17 protein-coding genes are annotated in these 20,342 nt (G+C 71.5%); 5 read left to right on the forward strand and 12 right to left on the reverse strand.

Going from position 1 to position 20,342, the window contains the following annotated elements:
• Nucleotides 1-12: 12 nt before the first annotated feature.
• The 4 genes from ACQPZ4_RS00570 to ACQPZ4_RS00585 form a co-directional block, all read right to left on the reverse strand.
• Nucleotides 13-2,244, reverse strand: coding sequence for a PKD domain-containing protein (locus tag ACQPZ4_RS00570; protein ID WP_433054478.1), 2,232 nt, complete (start codon nucleotides 2,242-2,244; stop codon nucleotides 13-15).
• 179 nt (nucleotides 2,245-2,423) lie between these two features.
• A complete protein-coding gene (locus ACQPZ4_RS00575) occupies nucleotides 2,424-2,768 on the reverse strand; it encodes a type II toxin-antitoxin system PemK/MazF family toxin (RefSeq protein WP_433054481.1) in 345 nt (114 codons plus the stop codon).
• On the reverse strand, nucleotides 2,765-3,022 hold the full coding sequence (locus ACQPZ4_RS00580; RefSeq protein ID WP_433054484.1) for a hypothetical protein: 258 nt from the start codon (nucleotides 3,020-3,022) through the stop codon (nucleotides 2,765-2,767). Before ACQPZ4_RS00580 ends, ACQPZ4_RS00575 begins: the two co-directional genes overlap by 4 nt.
• A gap of 200 nt (nucleotides 3,023-3,222) precedes the next feature.
• On the reverse strand, nucleotides 3,223-3,348 hold the full coding sequence (locus ACQPZ4_RS00585) for a hypothetical protein (RefSeq protein ID WP_433054487.1): 126 nt from the start codon (nucleotides 3,346-3,348) through the stop codon (nucleotides 3,223-3,225).
• Nucleotides 3,349-3,596: 248 nt separating this feature from the next.
• Between ACQPZ4_RS00585 and ACQPZ4_RS00590 the strand changes: the two genes are divergently transcribed.
• On the forward strand, nucleotides 3,597-5,450 hold the full coding sequence (locus ACQPZ4_RS00590) for an acyl-CoA dehydrogenase (protein ID WP_433054490.1): 1,854 nt from the start codon (nucleotides 3,597-3,599) through the stop codon (nucleotides 5,448-5,450).
• A gap of 36 nt (nucleotides 5,451-5,486) precedes the next feature.
• Here the strand turns inward: ACQPZ4_RS00590 and ACQPZ4_RS00595 are convergent, their stop codons facing one another.
• Nucleotides 5,487-5,963, reverse strand: coding sequence for a SixA phosphatase family protein (locus ACQPZ4_RS00595; RefSeq protein WP_433054493.1), 477 nt, complete (start codon nucleotides 5,961-5,963; stop codon nucleotides 5,487-5,489).
• Between the two features lie 133 nt (nucleotides 5,964-6,096).
• Here ACQPZ4_RS00595 and ACQPZ4_RS00600 point away from each other — a divergent pair, with 133 nt between their 5' ends.
• Nucleotides 6,097-6,324: a DUF6458 family protein gene (locus ACQPZ4_RS00600; RefSeq protein ID WP_433054496.1), complete on the forward strand. Its 228-nt coding sequence runs from the start codon at nucleotides 6,097-6,099 to the stop codon at nucleotides 6,322-6,324.
• A gap of 56 nt (nucleotides 6,325-6,380) precedes the next feature.
• Here the strand turns inward: ACQPZ4_RS00600 and ACQPZ4_RS00605 are convergent, their stop codons facing one another.
• From ACQPZ4_RS00605 to trhA, 3 genes are all read right to left on the reverse strand, one after another.
• A complete protein-coding gene (locus tag ACQPZ4_RS00605; protein WP_433054499.1) occupies nucleotides 6,381-8,693 on the reverse strand; it encodes a PKD domain-containing protein in 2,313 nt (770 codons plus the stop codon).
• Nucleotides 8,686-10,998 carry a PKD domain-containing protein gene (locus ACQPZ4_RS00610; protein ID WP_433054502.1) on the reverse strand — a complete coding sequence of 771 codons (2,313 nt, stop codon included), beginning with the start codon at nucleotides 10,996-10,998 and terminating at the stop codon, nucleotides 8,686-8,688. The genes ACQPZ4_RS00605 and ACQPZ4_RS00610 overlap by 8 nt, the downstream gene beginning before the upstream one ends.
• 88 nt (nucleotides 10,999-11,086) lie before the next feature.
• Entirely contained in the window at nucleotides 11,087-11,716 is a 630-nt protein-coding gene (gene trhA, locus ACQPZ4_RS00615) for a PAQR family membrane homeostasis protein TrhA (protein WP_433066089.1), read from the reverse strand.
• A gap of 119 nt (nucleotides 11,717-11,835) precedes the next feature.
• On the opposite strand from trhA, the gene ACQPZ4_RS00620 reads away from it, so the two are divergent.
• From ACQPZ4_RS00620 to ACQPZ4_RS00630, 3 genes are read left to right on the forward strand one after another with little or no spacing between them, the layout of a single operon-like run.
• Nucleotides 11,836-12,429, forward strand: a complete 594-nt coding sequence (locus tag ACQPZ4_RS00620) for a 5-oxoprolinase subunit B family protein (protein ID WP_433054504.1) — start codon at nucleotides 11,836-11,838, stop codon at nucleotides 12,427-12,429.
• The gene (locus ACQPZ4_RS00625) at nucleotides 12,426-13,283 is read left to right on the forward strand and encodes a biotin-dependent carboxyltransferase family protein (RefSeq protein WP_433054507.1); all 858 of its coding nucleotides are present in this window, start codon (nucleotides 12,426-12,428) and stop codon (nucleotides 13,281-13,283) included. Before ACQPZ4_RS00620 ends, ACQPZ4_RS00625 begins: the two co-directional genes overlap by 4 nt.
• Nucleotides 13,267-13,998: a LamB/YcsF family protein gene (locus tag ACQPZ4_RS00630; RefSeq protein WP_433054510.1), complete on the forward strand. Its 732-nt coding sequence runs from the start codon at nucleotides 13,267-13,269 to the stop codon at nucleotides 13,996-13,998. The genes ACQPZ4_RS00625 and ACQPZ4_RS00630 overlap by 17 nt, the downstream gene beginning before the upstream one ends.
• On the opposite strand, the gene ACQPZ4_RS00635 is transcribed toward ACQPZ4_RS00630, so the two are convergent.
• From ACQPZ4_RS00635 to ACQPZ4_RS00650, 4 genes are all read right to left on the reverse strand, one after another.
• Nucleotides 13,995-15,821 (reverse strand): NHL domain-containing thioredoxin family protein, encoded by a 1,827-nt coding sequence (locus tag ACQPZ4_RS00635; protein WP_433054513.1) that lies wholly within the window; start codon nucleotides 15,819-15,821, stop codon nucleotides 13,995-13,997. The genes ACQPZ4_RS00630 and ACQPZ4_RS00635 overlap by 4 nt on opposite strands.
• Before the next feature lie 5 nt (nucleotides 15,822-15,826).
• Nucleotides 15,827-17,407: an LppU/SCO3897 family protein gene (locus ACQPZ4_RS00640; RefSeq protein ID WP_433054516.1), complete on the reverse strand. Its 1,581-nt coding sequence runs from the start codon at nucleotides 17,405-17,407 to the stop codon at nucleotides 15,827-15,829.
• A gap of 1,096 nt (nucleotides 17,408-18,503) precedes the next feature.
• Complete coding sequence (locus tag ACQPZ4_RS00645; protein WP_433054519.1) at nucleotides 18,504-18,638, reverse strand: hypothetical protein; 135 nt, start codon at nucleotides 18,636-18,638, stop codon at nucleotides 18,504-18,506.
• Nucleotides 18,639-18,904: 266 nt separating this feature from the next.
• Complete coding sequence (locus ACQPZ4_RS00650) at nucleotides 18,905-20,338, reverse strand: dihydrolipoamide acetyltransferase family protein (RefSeq protein ID WP_433054522.1); 1,434 nt, start codon at nucleotides 20,336-20,338, stop codon at nucleotides 18,905-18,907.
• Between the last annotated feature and the right edge of the window lie 4 nt (nucleotides 20,339-20,342).

Consider the following 20,342-nt stretch of genomic DNA (forward strand, 5'->3'; position numbering starts at 1 on the left):
CCACTTTTTCTTCTACCGGTTGAACTTCTCCCAGGCGCCGATCGACGTGCGGTTCGCGATCAGCGGGGAGTTGCCGCCGTTCTCGGCCGTGACGTACCGGCCGTTGGCGTTCGCCTGCAGGCTCATGCTGCCGTCGGCGTTGGTGATGACCTTGAACTTCTCCCACGCGCCGATGGTGGCCCGATTGGCGATGAGCGGCTGGTTGCCGCCCGCCTCCGCGGTCACGAAGAGCCCGTTGGCGCGCGAGTAGAGCGCGACCCAGCCGCCGCCCGCGTCGACCAGGTCGAACTGCTCCCAGGAGCCGATCGCGGTGCGGTTGGCGATGAGCGGCTTGGCACCGCCGTTGTCGGCGCTGACGTACCGGCCGTTGATCTGCGCCTTCAGGGAGACGGTGGCGTTGGCCGCGTCGACCGGGCTGAACTCCTCCCACGGGCCGATCGAGGCGCGGTCGGCGGTCATCTGGCTGCCGCCGTTGCTGCTCAGGTACTTCCCGTTGACCGACGAGCGCAGGCTGACCGTACCGTCGGCGTTGTTCGTGATCGTGAACCACGTGTCGAGGTCGTTCGTCGACGGCTCCCAGGCACCCACGACGTTCGACCCGGCGGGCACGTCCGGGCCGACGAGCACCCGGAAGTACTGGCCGTTGACGCGGGACCGCAGCGCGTACGTCTCGGTGGCGACCTCCACGACCTCGAACAGCTCCGAGGCGCCGATAGCGGGCTGGTACGCCCGCATCTGCATGTTGCCGCCCTCGGTGGCGCTGACGTACCGGTTGCTCTCGTGCGCCAGCAGCGCGAACGTCCGCTTCGCCGGCCACAGCGAGATGAACTGCTGGTCGCTGCCGCTGAAGCCGTTCACGTCGACGGCCGTGACCGAGATCGAGTACGTCCCCGGCGTCGCGTAGTGGTGCGCGGCAACGGGCGACGCCTGCGTCACCGCGCTGGTCGAGTCACCGAAGTCGAAGCGGTACGTGGCGATGGGCACGTACCCGAGAATCGTGTGCGACGCGTCGACCGTGACCGAGTTGCCGGCCTGGTCCGCCGCGACGGTCACGAGCGGGCTCGGCCCCGGGACGATCTCGGAGTTCCCGCGGTCGGCGTAGGTGACCGGCCCGGCGCCGGTGTTGGGCTGCGCCGGGTTGTCCTCGCGCGGCTTCCCGGAGGAGTCGGTGCTCTGGTACCCGGGCGCGGCCGAGTTCGCCGAGTCCTCGATGTGCGCCTGGTCGACGTTGTCGGTGTCGTGCGCGCCCTGCCCGGAGGCGGCCCGGAACCCGGCGAGCGCCAGTGGGCCGTTCCACCAGTACTGCCCGGAGACGGCGTTGTAGTCGACCACCGTGCTTCCGGCCGCCGCGTCGTACAGCCCGATCGCGGGCACCTTGGCCCCGCCCGGCACGCAGGCGTCGCCGCTGACGACGTTGTTCTGCACCGACACGCCACTGGAGGCGCCGGCCACGCGGATGCCCCCGAGGCAGTTGAAGTCGAGCGAGTTGTTGGTGATCGCGGTGCCGGTGGCCCCGTCGTTGAGAATCCCGACCCCGTTACTGATCACCACGTAGCTGTTGGCGACCGTGTTGCCCGCCGCCCCGGCCCGCACCGCGATGCCCGCGACGGCCCCGCCGCTGACCCGGCTGTTGACGACCGTGTTGCTGGACCCGGCGACGTCGATCCCGGCACTGCCGGCCGCGGTGCCGAGGCTGACGTGCAGCCCCTTGAACAGGGTCCGGGACGTGCCGGCATCCACCGCGACCCCGGCCGCCGTCGAGTAGCCCCCGACCTCGACCCCGTTGAGCACGGAGTCCGTCACGCCGGAGAGCTTGATCGCCGGTACCGTCGCCTGGCTCGCCATGGACGCGCCGCCGTCGACGATCGAGACCCGCGCACTGTTGCTGATCGCGAACGCCGGCGCACTCGCGACGTTCTGCACGTCGATGCCGATGATGGCCACGTCATGCTGCCCGTCGACGGTGAACCCGGCGTTGGGCCCGGACACCCGCGCGTTCCCGGATGCCTGCAGGACGACGCCGGACTTGTTGACGTTGACGCGCTCGTTGAACACCCCGGTGATCTGCGCCGTCTGCCCATCGCCCAGTTTCGCGACGGCAGCGGTGATCGTGCAGAAGGGCCTGCTCTGACTGCCTTCGCCAGCATCCGAGCAGGCGGCACTACCGGTGTTGTCGACGTACAACGGGGTGGTTGCTGCGTATGCGGCGCCGGCCCCCGCGACCAGCCCCACACCGGCGGCCACCACGACAATCGTGAGGCCGGAAAGCACAGACTTACCCACGCTGCTCCTCGTGAAGGGCACTCGGCGGGATTCATAAGCCGCTGATAGTGCAGCGGCGCGCGCCGATTATGCGCGGCCCATCGACCCCGAACAACCCCGTTACAGCCGAGCGGCGCCTTACCCGGCGCGGCCGCTCTGGGCTATACGTCGACCATCTGCCGCAGCACGGTCTTCACTGCCGAAACCTCGTCGTCGGTGAGCACCCAGGCCGGCCGCTGCCCCTGCAGCCGCGACCGGGCGATCGTCCGCAGTTGCTCGGTGACGACGAACCCGGTTGGACGATCAGCGGGGTGTACCGAAACGCGGTGCAGCCAACCCGGGCGCTCCCGCGTCGTTACCGGCAGCACACTCACCAGCGCCTCCCCGGTCAGCCGGAGATGGAACGCGCTGGAGACCACCAGCACGGGACGGCGTCCTGCCTGCTCGCGGCCTTCGGTCGGATCGAGGTCGGCCCACCAGACCTGCCACGGCCGGATGACGGTCACGCAGCCTCGTCCCAAGGGTCGGCCGTAGGCGCGGAGGACCTGTCCTCGTGGTCGGCGTCGGCTGCGTACTCTGCCCAACCCTCGGGATCGTTCGCCCGGTATGCGTCAAGGGCGGCGATGGCCTTCATCTGCCAGTGCTCGGCCAACAGCCGACGGATCGCCTCGTCCGCCGAGGCGCCACCGAGGTCTTCGCCGGCGACACGGGTCAGCTCGTCGCGCGTGGACTCGTCCACGCGAATCATCACGCTACCCATTCCCCAACGATAGCTGTTCGACGACACCAACGTCTACGTCACCGTATACAAGCCTGTATGCGCCGATGGAGCGCGGTGTCGGCGGGCTGGCGGCGATAACCCGGATACGTGGCGGCCCGGTGCGGGGCACCGGGCCGAGACGTCGGTCTGCCGCCCGTCGACCAGGCGCGGTCGTAAGGGCGTGGGCGGAGTGGAGGGAGCTAGAGCGCCTCGATCTCCACGCCGCGCTGGCGGGGGATCAGGCGGCGCATCGGGGCGCGGTGGCGGCCCGTGTAGAAGCGGGGGTACTTCGGGGCGAAGAGCGTGCCCATGAGACGGACGATCATCGCGGCGGCCCTCCTTCTGACTGGGAGTAACCGGTCAACGACTGCGTCACCCGGGGGTGACGGCGTGTCTGCTACTCAACTGCTCCTCATGGGTACTCACTCACCTTTTCTGTGGTCATGTTCACTCGCAGGGGCCACTGTTCCTCGTTACTAGCGAGTAATAAGATGGCTGTTACCGGCTGGTAACCCCAGTCGGCCATGCTTTTCCGCACCAGCGGCGCGATCACAGAGACGGGGGCCACTCCGCGATGACCCATTACAAGAGCAACCTGCGGGACCTCGAGTTCAACCTCTTCGAGGTGTTCGGGGTGGACCGGGTTCTGGGGCAGGGCCCCTACGGCGACATCGACGTGGACACCGCCAAGGACATTCTGGGCGAGGTCGACCGGCTGGCCCGTGAGGACCTGGCCGCGAGCTACGTCGACGGGGACCGCAATCCGCCCGTCTACGACCCGGCGACGTTCTCGGTGACCATGCCCGAGAAGTTCAAGCAGTCCTACAGCGCCTTCATGGCGGCCGAGTTCTGGCGGCTCGACCTGCCGAGCGAGCTCGACGGGACGGCGGCGCCCCGCGCGCTGTGGTGGTCCCTGGCCGAGCTGGTGCTGGGGTCCAACGCGCCGATCTGGATGTACGCCTCCGGGCCCTCGTTCGCCAACACGCTGCGGATCGAAGGTACCGAGGAGCAGAAGAAGTGGGCCAAGCTCTTCGTCGAGAAGCAGTGGGGCTCCACGATGGTGCTGACCGAGCCGGACGCCGGCTCCGACGTCGGCGCGGGCCGGACCAAGGCGGTGCCGCAGGCTGACGGGTCCTGGCACATCGAGGGCGTCAAGCGCTTCATCACCAGCGCCGAGCACGACATGGCCGAGAACATCGTGCACTACGTGCTGGCGCGGCCGGTCGACACGCCCGGGGCCGGTGGGCCGGGGACCAAGGGGCTCTCGCTCTTCGTGGTGCCGAAGTTCCACTTCGACGGGGACAGCGGCGAGCTCAAGGACCGCAACGGCGTCTTCGTGACCAACGTCGAGCACAAGATGGGGCTCAAGGTCTCCACGACGTGCGAGGTGACGTTCGGCGGGCACGGCGTTCCGGCCAAGGGCTGGCTGCTCGGCGACGTGCACGAGGGCATCCGGCAGATGTTCCTGATCATCGAGTACGCCCGGATGATGGTCGGCACCAAGGCCATCGCGACGCTGTCGACGGGGTACCTCAACGCGCTCGAGTACGCCAAGAGCCGCGTGCAGGGTGCCGACCTGGTGTCCACGGACAAGGCGGCCCCGCGGGTCGCGATCATCAACCACCCGGACGTGCGGCGCTCGCTGCTGATGCAGAAGTCGTACGCCGAGGGGCTGCGCGCGCTGGTCTGCTACACGGCGACCTGGCAGGACAAGGTGGCGCTGGCCGAGGCGGCCGGCGACGAGAAGGCGTCCAAGATCGCGAAGCGGGTCAACGACCTGCTGCTGCCGCTGGTCAAGGGGGTCGGCTCCGAGCGCGCGTACGAGCTGCTGGGCCACGAGTCGCTGCAGACCTTCGGCGGATCGGGCTTCCTGCAGGACTACCCGCTCGAGCAGTACGTGCGCGACTCGAAGATCGACACGCTGTACGAGGGTACGACCGCGATTCAGAGCCTCGACCTGGTGTTCCGCAAGATCGTGCGGGACCAGGGGAAGGCGCTGCTCACGGTGGCGGCCGAGATCCAGCAGTTCCTGGAGTCCGAGGGCGGCAACGGGCAGCTCAAGGTCGAGCGGGCCGCACTTGGCAAGGGCCTTGCGGAGGTACAGCAGATCCTCGGCATCTTCACCGGCTGGCTCGGCGAGGCGCAGGGCGGCGACCCGCAGGCGCTGTACAAGGTCGGCCTCAACAGCCGGCGCTTCCTGCTCGACCTCGGCGACATCGTGGTCGGCTGGCTCCTGCAGCGGCAGGCCGAGGTGGCCCTGAAGGCGCTGGCCAGCGACGTGTCCCCGGCCGACAAGGCGTTCTACGAGGGCAAGGTGGCGGCGGCCAAGTTCTTCGCGCACGAGGTGCTCCCGCGCGTCGGCGCCGACCGCCGGGTCATCGAGTCGACGACGCTGGACGCGATGCAGCTGTCCGAGGACAGCTTCTAAAGAGCTGGGGAGGGCAACGGCGCCCTCCCCAATCTTTCAGCCGCGGGCCGTGTGTTCCGAAACGAGCGGCGCGTCGGCCAGGCTTGCCCACGTGCCCTCGAACCGGTGCACCGCGATCCCGGAAGTGGCCATACCCCGGTCGGCAAGCGCGTTCGGCGCCAGCTCGTGCGACACGTCGGAGATCGTCGGGTTGTGCCCGACCAGCAGCAGGGTCGCCACGTCCGCGCCGACCTGGCGGATCAGGTCCAGCGTGTCGAAGGCCGGCCCGGTGTAGATGCGGTGCTCGAACAGCGCCGGCGCCTCGACCCCGGTGTCGGCGAGCGTCTCGCGGGTGCGGACGGCGGTCGAGCACAGTACCGCGTCGGCTTGCAGGTTTTGCTCCTTGAGCCAGGCCCCGGCGGCGGCCGCGTCGCGGTGCCCGCGCGCGGTGAGCGGCCGCTCGATGTCGGTGGCGTAGTCGTCCGGGTCGGCCGCCTTGGCGTGCCGGAGAAGGATGAGCGTGCGCACGGTCATGCGCACAAGCCTGCCCGATTGAAGAACGTCGTGCGTGGGTAACCCGGACCACAGACAGTTACCCAACATTCGGCTCGGGAGGCCTTCGATGGGTATCGGCGGAAGCATCCTTTTGATCGTCGTCGGTGCGATCATGACGTTCGGACTGGACGACACGGACGTCGGGCCGTTCAACCTGGACACGATCGGCTGGATCCTCCAGCTCGCCGGGCTCGTCGGCCTGGTCCTGACCCTGTACTTCTGGAACTCGCGCCGTCGCACGGTGGTCTCAGCGGCCCCGCCGCCGCCCCCGCCGGCCGCCGGCACCGTGATTCCGCCCTCGGCCGACGAGGTCATCGAGCGGCGCACGCGCCGCTACTGAGCACAACAAAACGGCCCGGCGGGAGATGATCTCCCGCCGGGCCATTAGCGCATGTATCAGCGGTCGAACGACTCCCACGCCCCGACAGCGGTCCTGTTGGCGATGAGCGGGGAGTTGCCGCCGTTGTCGGCGGTGACGTACTTGCCGTTGACGCTCGCCTGCAGCGCGGTACTCCCGTCGGCGTTCTTCACGATTTTGAACTTCTCCCACGCGCCGATGGTGGTGCGGTTGGCGATCAGCGCCGCGTTCCCGCCGTTCTCCGCGGTCACGAACCGGCCGTTGGCGTGCGAGTACAGCCCGACGTAGCCGTTGCCCGCATCCACCAGGTCGAACGTCTCCCACTGGCCGGTCGCGGTCCGGTTGGCGATGAGCGGGGAGTTCCCGCCGTTGTCGGCGGTCACAAAGCGACCGTTGGCGTGCGCGTGCAGCGTGACGTTCGCGCCGGCCTGGTCGACCACGCCGAACTGCTCCCACGGCCCGACCGCGGTCCGGTCCGCGGCCAGGATGCGACCGTTGCCGCTGTTGCCGCTGACGTAGCCGAGCGTGAAGACCGACCGCAGGCTGACGCCGGCGTCGGCGTTGGTGACGAGGTCGAACATGGCCGTCTCGTCCGTGACGAGCCCGTCGGCCGCCAGGTACTGCGACGAGCCCCGCACGTGGACGTACTGCCCGTTGACCCGCGACCGCAGCGCCACGTGCCCGTTGCCGGGGTCCACCACGTCGAAGAGCGCGGCGGCGGTGCCGTTGACGGTCAGGGCGTCGTAGCCGGAGGTTCCGCCGCTGACGAAGCCGGCGTTGTTCTCGCGGCCGAGCAGCGCGATCGTGCGCACCGCGGGCCAGACCGACACGCCCGCAGTGTTGCTGCCGGTGTACCCGTGGGAGTCCGTCGCCGTGACCGTGACCGTGTAGGTGCCGGGCTTGGCGTAGTGGTGCGACGCGACCGCCGAGGCCTGGCTCGCGGCGGGGGTGCCGTCGCCGAAGTCGAACGAGTAGGACGTGATCGGCAGGTAGCCGGGGATGGTGCCCGACGCGTCCGCGGTGACCGTGCTCGCGGCCTGGTCCGCCCGCAGTGCCACCGCTGCCTGGGGCCGGCGGACGATCTCGAAGGCGCCGCGGTCGGAGTACGGGACCGGGCCGGCCCCGGTGTTCGCCAGGCCGGGGTTGTCCTCGCGCGGGTTGCCGTCGTGGTCGGTGCTCTGCCAGCCGGGCGCGGCCGAGTTCGCCGCGTCCTCCCGGTCGGCGGTGTAGGCGGTCTCGCGGTCGTGGGCGCCCTGACCGGACGCCGTACGGAAGGCCGGGAGCCCCATCGCGGTGCCGTTCCACAGATAGGCGTCCGGGGACCCGGGGGCGCCGCCGTGGTAGACGTTGTTGTAGTCGATCACCGTGCTGCCCACCGCGCCGCCGGAGATCGCGAACTCGGCCCCGCCCGAGTTCGTGCAGTACTGGCTGTTGAGCCAGCCCAGGTTGTTGATCATGTCGTTGTTCTGCACGGACACGCCGGTGGACGGGCCGGCCACGCGAATGCCGGCCACGCAGTTGTCCTGGACCGTGTTGTTCGTGATCGCCGTGCCGCGGGCGCCGGTGCTGTCGATGCCCGCGTCGGTGTTCCCGAACACGTTGTTGTTCGCGATGACGTTGTCGGCCGCCCCGGCCCCGACGGCGATCCCGATGGCGTTGGCCTGGACGTCGGTGCTGATCACGCTGTTGCCCGAGCCGAGGATCTCGATGCCGCGGCTGCCCGGCGCCATCCCGCCGGCCGCCCGCGCCCGCTCGATGCGCACGCCGGACGTGGCCGCGTCGAGCGCGATGCCGACGGTCGACTTGGAGCCGCCCGCGATCACGCCCGACAGCGTCGAGGCGGTCACGCCCTTGAGCGTGATGGCCGGGATCGCCGCCGCCGCGGCCGTCTGCACGCGGAGGCCCTGCAGGGTGATCCGCGCCGAGTTGCTGACGGCGTAGCCGGGACCGGTGGTCGCGTTGATGACGCTGATGTCGGAGATCACGATGTCGTGCTGTCCGTCGATGGTGAACCCGACGTCCGGCCCGCCCTGAAGCCGGCCGATGGGGTGCCCCGGCGTCCGATCGCCCTTGATGGTGATGGGGTTTCCGCTGGTACCGGACCTGCTGATCGTCACGTGCTCGTTGAACGCCCCGCCGACGAGGAGGGTCTGGCCCGCCGACACCGCCGCAACCCCGGCGGCCAGGGTGCAGAAGGGCTGGGCCTGCGTTCCGGAGCCGCCGTCGGAGCAGTTGGCGGCGACATCGTTGTTGACGTAGAGCACCGGCACGTCCGCATGCGCGGTCCCGGCGACCGCGAACACCGCGGCGCCGGTGGTGGCCAGCACGGTGAGGATGGCGCGTTTAGCCACGGTCGAATTCCTCCCACGGGCCGATGGCGGTCCGGTTGGCGATGAGGGGTGCGTTGCCGCCGTTGTCGGCGGTGACGTACTTGCCGTTGATTCCCGCCTGCAGCGAGGTACTGCCGTCGGCGTTCTTGATGACCTTGAACTTCTCCCACGCGCCGATTGCGGTGCGGTTGGCGATCAGGGCCGCGTTGCCGCCGTTCTCCGCGGTCACGTACTTGCCGTTGGCGTGCGAGTAGAGCGCCACCCAGCCGTTGCCCGCGTCCACCAGGTCGAAGGTCTCCCACTGGCCGGTCGCGGTGCGGTTGGCGATGAGCGGGGCGTTGCCGCCGTTGTCCGCCGTCACGAACCTGGTGTTGGCGTGCGCGCGCAGGGTCACGGTCGCGTTGCCGGCGTCGATCAGGTGGAACTTCTCCCACGGCCCGACGGCGGCGCGGTCGGCGGTCAGCACCTTGCCGCTGTTGCTGCTGACGTACGCGTTGGTCCCCGCCGACAGGAGGGCCACGCTGCCGTCCGGCTGCGGCTGGAACACGAACGAGGAGCTGTTGCCGTAGCCGAGCGTCGCATCGGAGGCGCGGGCCGCGAGCTGCGTGTCGGTGGCGCTGAGGTTGGCGACGTAGCGGCCGTTGACCTTGGAGCGCAGCGCCACGCAGCAGGAGCCGTCGGCGGTGACCAGTTCGAACAGCTCGCCGGGGCCGACGGTCGTGCTGCCCGCGCGCAGCGGCTGGTTGCCGTCGGCGCCGGCGCTGACGTAGGTGCCGTTGTCGGCCAGGATGGCGACCGTCCGGCTCGCGGGCCACAGCGACACGGGCGCGATGGTCCGCGCGTCGGGGTACTGGCCGTTGGTGTCGGTGACCTTGACGTACACCTCGAAATAGCCCGGCCGCTCGTAGTGGTGGCTCGCGATCGGCGCGGTCTGTGTGACGACCGGCGTGCCGTCGCCCCAGTCGAAGCTGTAGGAGGCGATCGGCACCCACCCGGGCGTGGAGGCCGACGCGTCCACGGTGGCCGTCATCGTGCTCAGGTCGGACCGGGCCGCCGCCTTCCCGTCCGGGCCCTTGACCGTCTCCAGCGCGCCGCGGTCGGCGTAGCTGACGGGGCCGGCGCCGGTGTTCGGGCGGTCCGGGTTGTCCTCGCGCTGCCGGCCGGCCTTGTCGGTGGGCTGATAGCCGGGCGCGGCCGAGTTCGCCGAGTCCTGCTGGGTCGTCGCGTACGGCCCCTCGAGGTCGTGCGCGGCCTGACCCGAGGCCGTGCGGAAGGCGTCCAGGCCCAGGGCCGTGCCGTTCCACGAGTACGTCCCCGCGGCCGGCACCCCGTCCGGGGCGTGGGCGACGCTGTTGTAGTCGACCACGGTGGTGCCGGCGGCGCCGTCGAAGAGGCCGATCTCGGCCGTGCCCTTCGGCGCGGTGCCGCAGTCGATGGTGGTGGCGGCGCCGTTGAACGCCACGACGTTGTTCTGCACCGAGACGCCGGAGGAGGCGCCGGCCACGCGGATCCCCATGGCGCAGTTGTTCAGCAGGTTGTTGTTGGTGATGGCGGTGCCGGTCGCGCCGTCGTTGTCGATGCCGATCCCGCGGCTGCCGGCGACCTGGTTGTTGATCAGCGCGTTGCCGGTCGTCCCCGGTGCGACGACGATCCCGCCCGAAAGGGTCTGGGAGCCGAGGATCGTGTTGTGCGAGCCGAGGATCTCGATGCTGCGCGTGCCGGCCACGGCCGCCGCCCGCATCGTCGAGGACTTCACCACGACGCCGGACGTGGCGGCGTCGAGGGTGAGGGCGGTGGGCGTGCCGAGCCCCGCGCCGAAGACGCTGGTCAGCGTCGAGTCGGTCACGCCGGCCAGCCGGACGACCGGGACGGTGGCGGTGTTCGTGAGCGTGAGGGTGAGGTTGTCGACGGCGATCCGGGTGGAGTCGCGCATGGCGAGCGCGGGCGCGTCGACCACGTTGTTGACATAGAAGTGGCTGATGGCGACGTCGTGCTGGCCGTCGACGGTGAACCCGGCGCCCGGTCCGTTCAGCATCGGCATCGGCAGGCCGAACCCCTGCACCGTGATGCCGGACTTGGCGATGGTGACGTGTTCGCTGTACGTACCGGTGACGTTCACCTTCTGGCCCGGCGCGGCCGCGGCGATGCCGGCGGCGATGGTGCAGTACGGCTGGGTCTGGGTGCCGGCGCCCGCGTCGGAGCAGCCGGCGGCGTTGTTGACGTAGCGGTCGGGGGTGTCCGCATTTGCAGGTCCGGCCCCCGCGACCAGAGCTGCACCGGCAACGATCGAGACGATCGCGAGGCCGGATAGGGGGAATCTGCCCACGCTGTTCCTCCGCACGAAGCGACGGATGATCGAGATTGGCGCGGGCAGATTATTGCGGAAGGGTCAGACGCTTACCACCCCGTTTGGATCAACGCGCATAAAGCGCGAAATAGATCGCAATGTGGTGGCAGATGGCGGCCACGAGCGTGCAGGCGTGGAAGAACTCGTGGTGGCCGAAGACGGTCGGCCAGGGGTTGGGGCGGCGCAGCGCGTAGAAGACCGCGCCCACCGTGTAGAAGGCGCCGCCGGCCAGGGTCAGCACCAGCGCGGCGACGCCGCCGGTGTGCAGGATGTCGGGCAGGACGGCGACGGCGACCCAGCCCAGCGCGATGTACAGCGGCGCCGACAGCCACCGGTACCGGCTCATCGCGGTGAACTGCTTCGAGGCCACGCCGAGCACCGCGCCGGTCCACACCGTGGCCAGGATCGCGATCCGGGTGTTGCCGCCGAGCAGCAGGACGCTGAACGGCGTGTACGTGCCGGCGATGAACACAAAGATCATCGAGTGGTCGAGGCGCCGCATGACCTTGTAGCCGCGCTCGGACCAGACGCGGCGGTGGTACAGCGCGCTGGTGCCGAACAGGGCGACGACGGTGAGGCTGTAGATCGCGCAGCTCACGAACGGGCCCCAGCCAGGGCGGGCGGCGGCCAGCGAGCACAGCACGATGCCGCAGATCACGGCCACGACCGCCGCGTAGGCGTGCAACCAGCCGCGCATCCGCGGCTTGCCGAGGTCGACCGGGCGCAGACGGGTTTCGGATGTCACGGTCACGCCTCCAGGTTACGGTACCGTAGGTTACTCGCAAGTAGCAGCGATGTGACGTCTATCGTGACGAGGTGCAACTTCGCCCGGTCGGCGCCGACGCGCTGTTGATAGAGGTCGACTCCCCGCTGGACTGGTTCGCCGCGCTCGACGCCGAGCGGGCGGCCGGCCGGCTGCCGGTGATCGACATCGTGCCTGGTGCGCGCACGGTCCTGCTGGACGGGGTGGCCGATCCGGCGGGGCTCGCGGCCCGGCTGTCCGGCTGGCAATTCGATCCCGCTTCGGTACCCCCAGCGCCCCCACTGACCGTCGACGTCCACTTCGACGGGGTGGACCTGCCGTTCGTCGCCGAGCTGGCCGGGCTGGACATCGACGGCGTGGTGGACGTGCTCACGGGCACGGAGCTCACGGTCGCATTCTGCGGGTTCGCGCCGGGGTTCGCGTACCTCGCCGGCCTGCCCTGGAACGTCCCGCGCCTCGGCACCCCGCGCACCCGCGTGCCGGCCGGCTCGGTCGCGCTGGCCGCCGAGTTCGCCGGCATCTACCCCACGCCGTCGCCGGGCGGCTGGCGGATCGTCGGGCACAGCACCGCCGAGCTGTTCGACGTGGCCCGCACGCCGCCCGCGCTGATGACGCCGGGCCGCACCGTGCGGTTCCGGGCCGCGTGAGCGCCGGGCTGCGGGTCGAGAGCGCGGGCCCGCTCACGACGGTGCAGGATCTCGGCCGGCCCGGGTACGCGCACCTCGGCGTGCCCCGCTCCGGCGCGCTCGACCGCCCCGCGCTGGAGCTCGGCAACCGCCTGGTCGGCAACCCGGCGGGCGCGGCCGGGCTGGAGATCCTGCTCGGGCCGTTCGCGGCGGTCGCGAGCCGGGCCGGGACCGTGGCGCTCACCGGGGCCGCGGCGCCGCTGCGGGTCGGCGGGCGGCCGGCCCCGCTCAATGCGCCGGTGCCGGTGCGGGCCGGAGAGCGGATCGAGGTCGGGCGGGCCGTTTTCGGGCTTCGGGTGTACCTCACGATCTCCGGCGGTGTCGCGCCCGAACCCGTGCTGGGAAGCCGGTCCACGGACACGCTGTCGCTCCTCGGGCCGGCCGTGCTGCGGGACGGGGACCGGCTCCCGCTCGGCCCCGCGTCCGGCGCACCGTCCTCAGTGGACGTGGCGCCCCGGGCCGCGCTCGGCGGGCCGATCGCGCTGCGGATCGCGTGGGGGCCGCGGAACGACCGGTTCGCGGATGCGGGATTGCTGGGCACCGGGGAGTACAAGATCCGCAGTGAAAGCAACCGGGTGGGGGCCAGGCTGGACGGTCCGGCGCTGACCCGCGCGGACGCCGGCGAACTGCCCAGCGAGGGGATCGTGCTCGGGGCGGTGCAGGTGCCGGCGGACGGGCACCCGCTGGTGTTCCTGGCCGACCACCCCACCACGGGCGGCTATCCGGTGGTCGCGGTCGTGCACCCCGCCGATCTGCCGCTGCTCGCCCAGGCCCGGCCGGGGGATAGCGTTCGTTTCTGTGGACCTCAACAGTGACCTCGGCGAGGGCTTCGGCGTCTGGCGCCTCGGCGACGACGACGCCCTGCTGACCATCGTGACCAGCGCGAACGTCGCCTGCGGCTTCCACGCGGGCGATCCGCCGACCATGCGGCGGGTGAGCTCGCTCGCCGGGGAGCGGGGCGTGCGGGTGGGCGCGCAGGTGAGCTACCGCGACCTCGCGGGCTTCGGCCGGCGCCGGATCGACGTGCCGGGGGCCGAGCTGGTGGACGAGCTGCGGTACCAGATCGGGGCTCTCGGCGCGTTCGGGCCGGTCGCCTACGTCAAGCCGCACGGCGCGCTCTACAACACGGCGGCCGTCGATCCCGGGCACGCGTCGGCGGTGGTCATGGCGGCCGCCCTGTGCGGTGAGCTGCCGGTGCTGTGCCAGCCGGGCTCGGTGCTGGCCGGGCTGGCGGCCGAGCGCGGGCTGCGGGTGGTGGCGGAGGGGTTCGCCGACCGCGGGTACCTGCCGGACGGGCGGCTCGTCCCGCGCTCCGAGCCGGGCGCGCTCGTCACCGACGTGGCCGCGGTGACCGCCCGGGCCGTGCGGATGGCGGTCGACGGCGTGGTGGAGGCGGTCGACGGGACGGTGATCCCGATGCCGATCGAGTCGCTGTGCGTGCACGGCGACACCCCGGGAGCGGTCGACATGGCCCGCGCGGTGCGGGCCGCCCTCACCGACGCCGGGGTGCCCGTGGCGGCCTTCGTTTAGGCGTCGTCCATGCCCCGCAGGATCAGGGGCAGGCGGGTCGCGCCGTCGGCGACCACGCGGATCGGCACGCCCCAGTCCTGGCGGGTCAGGTGACACGCGGGGAACTCGGCGTCGATGTCGCAGGTGGCGGCCTGGGCGACCACTTGCAGTACACCGGAAGCGACGTCGGGGGAGAGGACCAGGCGGCGGCGCAGGTCCGTGGTCACGCCCGCGCCCTCGAGCAGCAGCTCCGGCGGCGAGGCGGAGACCTCGAGCCGGGTCGACGGGCCGAACTGCTCGTCGAGCTTCTGGCCGGGCGCGGGCTCGAAGATCAGGTCGAGCGCGACCTCGCCGGGGGCCAGCATGGTCGGCGGGCGCTCGGTGCGGTGGCGTACGCCGGAGACGTCGATGCCGGCCGCGGCGAGCGTGCCCGCGCCCAGGCGGACCAGGCGGTGCGCGCCGGACTCGACCACGACGATGTCGCCGCCGGCGGTCAGCACCAGGTCGCTCGGCTCGGACAGGCCGTCGAGGACGGTGGAGACGCGCCCGTCGGCGAGCCGGCGTACGGCGCCGTTGTACGTGTCCGCCACCAGCACGCTGCCGTCGGCCAGCGCCAGCACGCCCAGCGGGTGCTGCAGCAGCGCCTGGCCGGCCGGGCCGTCGACGTGGCCGAAGTCGAACAGGCCCTGGCCGACCGCGGTGTGCATGGCGCCGTCCTCGATCCAGCGCAGGGCCGAGGACTCGCTGTCGGCGATCCACAGCCGGCGTCCGTCGGGCGAGGCGGACAGGCCGGACGGCTGGGCCATCCAGACCTCGTGCAGCGGGCCGTCCTTGAGCGCCTCGACGGTGGTCCCGGCGTACATGCCGGCCGTGCGCTTGATCGGGTCGAACCACCACAGCTGGTGGATGCCGGCCATGGCGATCACGACGCGGTCGTCGTACCAGGCGACGTCCCACGGCGAGGACAGGTCCACGACCAGCGAGTCGTGCTGGTCGAAGTCGACGGTGCCGCGCCACTGCTTCCCGCTGCCGGCGACCGTGCTGACCTCGCCGGTGCGCAGGTTCAGCCCGCGCAGCAGGTGGTTGACGGTGTCGGCGACGACGACGTCATAGCCCGCGATCTCGGCCGCGTGCGGCGGGAGCAGGCACAACCCGCCCGGCTCGGAGAACTCGGGCTCGGTGCCGTCCTTGCGCCCGCGCTTGCCGGTCCCGAACCTCCGCACCAGCGTCTCGTTGGCGGCGTCGAGCTCGACGATCGACTGATGCGTGGAGTCGGAGACCAGGAAGTGCCCGTCCGGCAGCGCCAGCGCCTTGCCGGGAAACCGCAAAAGCGTCAGATCACTGTTTTGTACCGCATGTGCCGCGTTCCCTCGCCGCAGCGTCCCCTTGGCCTCGTGTGTGGCGATCAGGTCCTCGATCAGCTTGGCCAGCCCCTCGGCATGGCCCTCGCCGGCCATGTTGGCCACGACGTAGCCCTCGGGGTCGACGACCGTGAGGGTGGGCCAGGCCTTCGCGGCGTACTGCTGCCACATGCCCAGCTCCGGGTCGTCCAGCACCGGGTGGTCGACGCCGTAGCGCTCGACGGCCTGGGCGAGCGCGTCCGGGTCCTTCTCGTGCTCGAACTTCGGGCTGTGTACGCCGATCGTCACCAGGACGTCGCCGAAGCGCTCCTCGAGCGGGCGCAGCTCGTCGAGGACGTGCAGGCAGTTGATGCAGCAGAAGGTCCAGAAGTCGAGCAGCACGATCTTGCCGCGCAGGTCTTCCTTGAGGCTGAGCGGCTGCGTGTTGAGCCAGCCGCGGCCCTTGAGCTCCGGCGCGCGGACGCGGACGTTCTTTTCGGACATTTCGCCTATTTCTGGCTAGCTGGGCGGAGGCAGAGGACCTGGTCCTTCTCGCCCTTGTGCTGGAGCACGACGTACGGCTGACTGGCGTCCGAGCAGCTCTCCGGCTTGTCCACCTTCGAGACGATCTTGAACGCGTCCTTGCTGGAGCAGTCGACCCCGCTGGCGGTGTCCCCGTCCTGCTTGACACAGGAGTTGACCGCGAAACTGGTCCCGCCGGCCCCGGTGATCTTCACGATGATCGCGGTCCCGGCGACGGCGACGAGGAAGACGGCGGCCACGATGAGCAGCCCGACGAGCAGGCCGCGCTTGCTCTTGACCGGCGGCTCGGGCGTCGGGATCGGCTCCCCGTCGACGCCGTACGTCTCGGGCGGGTTCTCGCCGGGCATGGTGACGAGGTCGCTGTACCTGGGCGCCCCGGAGCTGGGGAACTGGCCGGTCGCGGGCGGGGCGGAGGTCTGGTACGTGCCGCCTGCGGCGGGCGGCGCCGACGCTTGATAGAGCCCGGCCCCGCTGACGGGCGCGGCTCCGGCGGGCGCCCCGCTGAACGGCTGCGCGGGGAAGGGCGGCGCACTGGAGGGCGCTTCATTTCCGAACGGCGGCGCGCTGGACGGCTGCGTTCCGTAGGTCTGCGGCCCGGCTTGGCTCCCGTACGGCGCGGCTTCGTTTCCGAACGGCGGGGCGCTGGAGGGCTGGGTCCCGTAGGTCTGTGGCCCGGCCTGGCTCCCGAAGGCCGCGGCGTCGTTCCCGAACGGCGGCGCGCTGGACGGTTGGCTTCCGTATGGCGCGGCGTCATTCCCGAACGGCGGGGCGCTGGAGGGCTGGGTCCCGTAGGTCTGGGCGCCGGCCTGGTTTCCGTATGGCTGGGCGCCGGCTTCGTTGCCGAACGGGGGCGCGCTCGACGGCTGCGTTCCGAACGGCGGGGCGGAGGTGGGGGTGACCTGGGCGCGGGCGCCGTACGTGCGCGGGCCGGGCTCGGGCGGGATCTGACCGAGGTTGACCGGTGCGGGCACCTCGGGCGCGGGCGGGACCTGGGCGCTGCCGCTCGGAACCTGCGCGCTGCCCGTGGGGACCTGAGCCGAGCCGGTAGGAACTTGCGCGGAGCCGGTCGGGACGTGCGCTGAACCGGTCGGCACCTGCGCGGAGCCCGTGGGGACCTGCGCGGAGCCCGTGGGGACCTGCGCGGAGCCCGTGGGGACCTGGGCTGAGCCGGTCGGGACCTGGGCGCTGCCGGTCGGTACCTGGGCCGATCCGGTGGGAACCTGAGCCGATCCGGTGGGAACCTGCGCGCTGCCGGTGGAGGCGGCGCCGGAGGTGGGCACGCGGGGACTGGTCGGGATGCGCACCGGACCGGACTCACCGAGAGCACCGGCACCCGACGAGGGCGCAGCCGACGGCGGCGCGGGGGCCCAGGGGCTCGCTTCGGCGGCGGGCTCGTCCTGATCCCCGGAGCCCTGACCGGCGGGCATGAAGCCGGGGAAGCTGCCGGCCGGTCCGGGGATGGGGGCGTTCTGGCTGGAACTCTGCCCGTACGTGGCGGGCTGGCCATACGTCGCCGGAACGCTCGCCGACCCGTAGGTGGTGGGCACGCTGGCCGATCCGCGCGGCACGCTGGCCGACCCGCTCGCACCCGACCCACCGGGCGGCGCCGACGTGGGCTGAGCGGGACCGCCGGAGCTGGGCCAGACCGGCGGCGTCGCACCCGGGAACGGTCCGGCGGCATCGGCGGCACCCGCCTGCTGCGGCACGGACGCCGATCCGGTGGGCGATCCAGGAACCGAGGCAGACCCGGCCGCCCCGCCGAACGCGGGCGGGCCGGACACCGACGCCGACCCGGTGGGCGCGCCGGAAACGGAGGCGGACCCGGTCGGCGCGCCGTAAGAGGGCTGACCCGACGTGGGGCCGTATGCGGGCGGCGGAACAGAGGCCGAGCCAGGACCGTACTCGGATGGCGGACCGGATACAGAACCGGACGCGGCACCGTATGCAGGCGGCCCTGAGGCAGGTGAACCGTAGGCGGGCGGCGCCGAGGCGGGTCCTCCCGTGGGCGAGCCGTAAGCGGGCGGGCCTGAGGCGGGTCCGCCAGTAGGTGAGCCGTAGGCGGGCGGCGGTGGGACGGACGCGGAGCCTGCTGCCGGCGCGCCGGGGCCGTAGGTGGCCGGGGCGGGGGAGCTCGACGCGGAGCCGTAGGTGGCGGGGCCGGGGCCGTACTCGGACGGGGGGCCGGAGACGGAGCCAGCAGCGGCGCCGTAAGCGGGGGGCGGTGGGACGGAGGCGGTGCCGTAGGTCTGCGGGGCCGGGTTGCCGTAGTTGGGTGGGGCCGTGGGGCCCGACGGCGGGAAGGGGCCGGGGCGGTCGGCGTCTTCCGGGGAGGGGGCCGGCGGAGGGGAGGACGGCACGGGGACCGAGGCCTTGGCGCGGACGGCCGGGGGGCGGCCGGGCGGTGGGGGCGTGCTCGACGCAGCCTCGTCCGGCTGCTCGGACGGGTGCTGATCGGACGTCATGCGTGCCTCCTGTTGGTCAGACCCCGACCGTAGTCGAACGGGGTGTGACATCCCAGTGCCAGGTACCGAGGTTCGTCGGTTCGGATGTCAGCAAACCAGTAGTGGGCAACGAACGCGCAACCGCCCCGGTCCGGGGAGGGTCGGACCGGGGCGGTTCGGGCGGTGCGGGGTGGTGTCCTGGCTAACTGCGGTTGATCATGGCGTAGAGCTCATCGCGGAGGGCGGCGGAGGGGTTCTTGGCGATGGCGCGCTCGATGGCGTCCATGCGGCGGGCGGCGTTGCGGCGGGCCTTGATGCGCTCGAACAGGGTGCTCACGGCGGGCTCCTTGGGGAGTGTGTAAGGGATGTACTTGGTTCACATCCATTACACGCCCAAAGCGAGATCCAGAGCCAGCGAATACTAGGTGACGCGGCCCACGCGCCGATGATTCGTAGGCTTGCATCCTGCGTAAACGCCCTGTTCGTCGGCCATGTGACAGTGGGAGGGCTCCCGCGCGGGAGCCACCGCGCGCGGATTGGCCTGCACAAAGCAGCGGCCCCGGCGCCGGAGCGCGGGGGCCGCTGTGCGAAGCAAAACGCAGGTCAGCTCCAGGCGAGCAGGGCGCCCTCGGGGTCCTCCAGGAACGCGCCGATGTCGCGCAGGAACTTCGAGCCCAGTTCGCCGTCGATGATGCGGTGATCGAACGACAGGCCCAGCGTGGTCACGTGCCGGATCTTGATCTTGCCCTTGTGAACCCAGGGCTGCTCGCGTACCGCGCCGAAGCACAGGATCGCCGATTCGCCCGGCGGCAGGATCGGGGTGCCGGTGTCGACGCCGAAGACGCCGACGCTCGTGATCGTGAAGGTGCCGCCGGTCATGTCGGACGGCGGGGTCTTGCCCTCGCGGGCGGTGCCGACCAGGGCGGTCATCGCGTCCGCGAGCTCGCGGGTGGTCAGGTCCTGGGCGTCCTTGATGTTCGGCACGATCAGGCCGCGCTGGGTGGCGGCCGCGATCCCCAGGTTGACGTAGTGCTTGACCACGATCGCGTCGCCGGCCCAGGTCGAGTTGACCATCGGGTACCGGCGCAGCGCCAGCAGGCACGCCTTCGCCACGATCAGCAGCGGCGAGATCCGCGCGTCCTTCCAGTCGCGGTGCGCCTTGAGCCGCTCGATCGCCTTCATCGAGCGGGTCATGTCGACCGTCAGGAACTCGGTCACGTGCGGGGCCGTGAACGCGCTGGCCACCATGTTCTCGGCGGTCAGCTTGCGCACGCCCTTGACCGGGATGCGCTCCTCGCGCTCGCCCGGGGCCCGGGCCGGGGCGGCGGCCGCGGCGGCCGACGGTGCCCCGGCGCCGGCCTGGGCGCTCAGCACGTCGTCGCGGCTGATCGAGCCCGAGGGGCCGGTGCCGGTGATCGTGGTCAGGTCGACGCCGAGGTCCCGGGCCAGCTTGCGGACCGGGGGCTTGGCGAGCACCGAACCGCTGCGGGCCGGAGCCGGGGTCAGCGCCGCCGGTACCGCGGGCGCGGGCTCGGCCACCGGTGCCGGCGGGGCGGGTTCCGGCGTGGTCGATGCAGGCACATCCGGTACAACTGCGGCGTTTGAAGAAACCCGGGGACGGCGCTTGGCGGCGGTCGTGCGAGGGCCGTAGCCCACGAGGACCGCGGTGCGGCCGCCGGGCGCGGGACCGCCGATCAGGCCGGGCTCCACCGGGCCCTCGCCCGCCACTTCGACCGCGGCCAGCGACGCGGCCGAGGGCTGGGGCAGGTCGGCGGGCAGGTCGCCCGCGCCGGGATCGGTGTCGATGGCGATGATCGGCGAGCCGACCTCGACCATGGTGCCCTCGGGGTGGTGGATCTTGACGACCTTGCCGGCCCACTTCGCCGGGATCTCGACGGCGGCCTTGGCCGTCTCCACCTCGACGATCGGCTGGTTGAGGATGATCGTGTCGCCCTCGGCCACCAGCCACTTGAGGATCTCGCCCTCGGTGAGGCCCTCGCCCAGGTCGGGCAGGTTGAACTCCTTGACCCTGGTCATCTGC

The sequence above is a fragment of the Dactylosporangium sp. CS-033363 genome (assembly GCF_050942475.1).
Taxonomy (GTDB): Bacteria; Actinomycetota; Actinomycetes; order Mycobacteriales; family Micromonosporaceae; genus Dactylosporangium.

Coding starts and splice junctions, on each gene's coding strand:
- ACQPZ4_RS00600 (WP_433054496.1), top strand. CDS start 6,097: ATGACGTTCGGACTGGACGACACGGACGTCGGGCCGTTCAACCTGGAC.
- ACQPZ4_RS00580 (WP_433054484.1), bottom strand. CDS start 3,022: ATGGGTAGCGTGATGATTCGCGTGGACGAGTCCACGCGCGACGAGCTG.
- ACQPZ4_RS00650 (WP_433054522.1), bottom strand. CDS start 20,338: ATGACCAGGGTCAAGGAGTTCAACCTGCCCGACCTGGGCGAGGGCCTC.
- ACQPZ4_RS00595 (WP_433054493.1), bottom strand. CDS start 5,963: ATGACCGTGCGCACGCTCATCCTTCTCCGGCACGCCAAGGCGGCCGAC.
- ACQPZ4_RS00590 (WP_433054490.1), top strand. CDS start 3,597: ATGACCCATTACAAGAGCAACCTGCGGGACCTCGAGTTCAACCTCTTC.
- trhA (WP_433066089.1), bottom strand. CDS start 11,716: ATGCGCGGCTGGTTGCACGCCTACGCGGCGGTCGTGGCCGTGATCTGC.
- ACQPZ4_RS00585 (WP_433054487.1), bottom strand. CDS start 3,348: ATGATCGTCCGTCTCATGGGCACGCTCTTCGCCCCGAAGTACCCCCGC.
- ACQPZ4_RS00635 (WP_433054513.1), bottom strand. CDS start 15,821: ATGTCCGAAAAGAACGTCCGCGTCCGCGCGCCGGAGCTCAAGGGCCGC.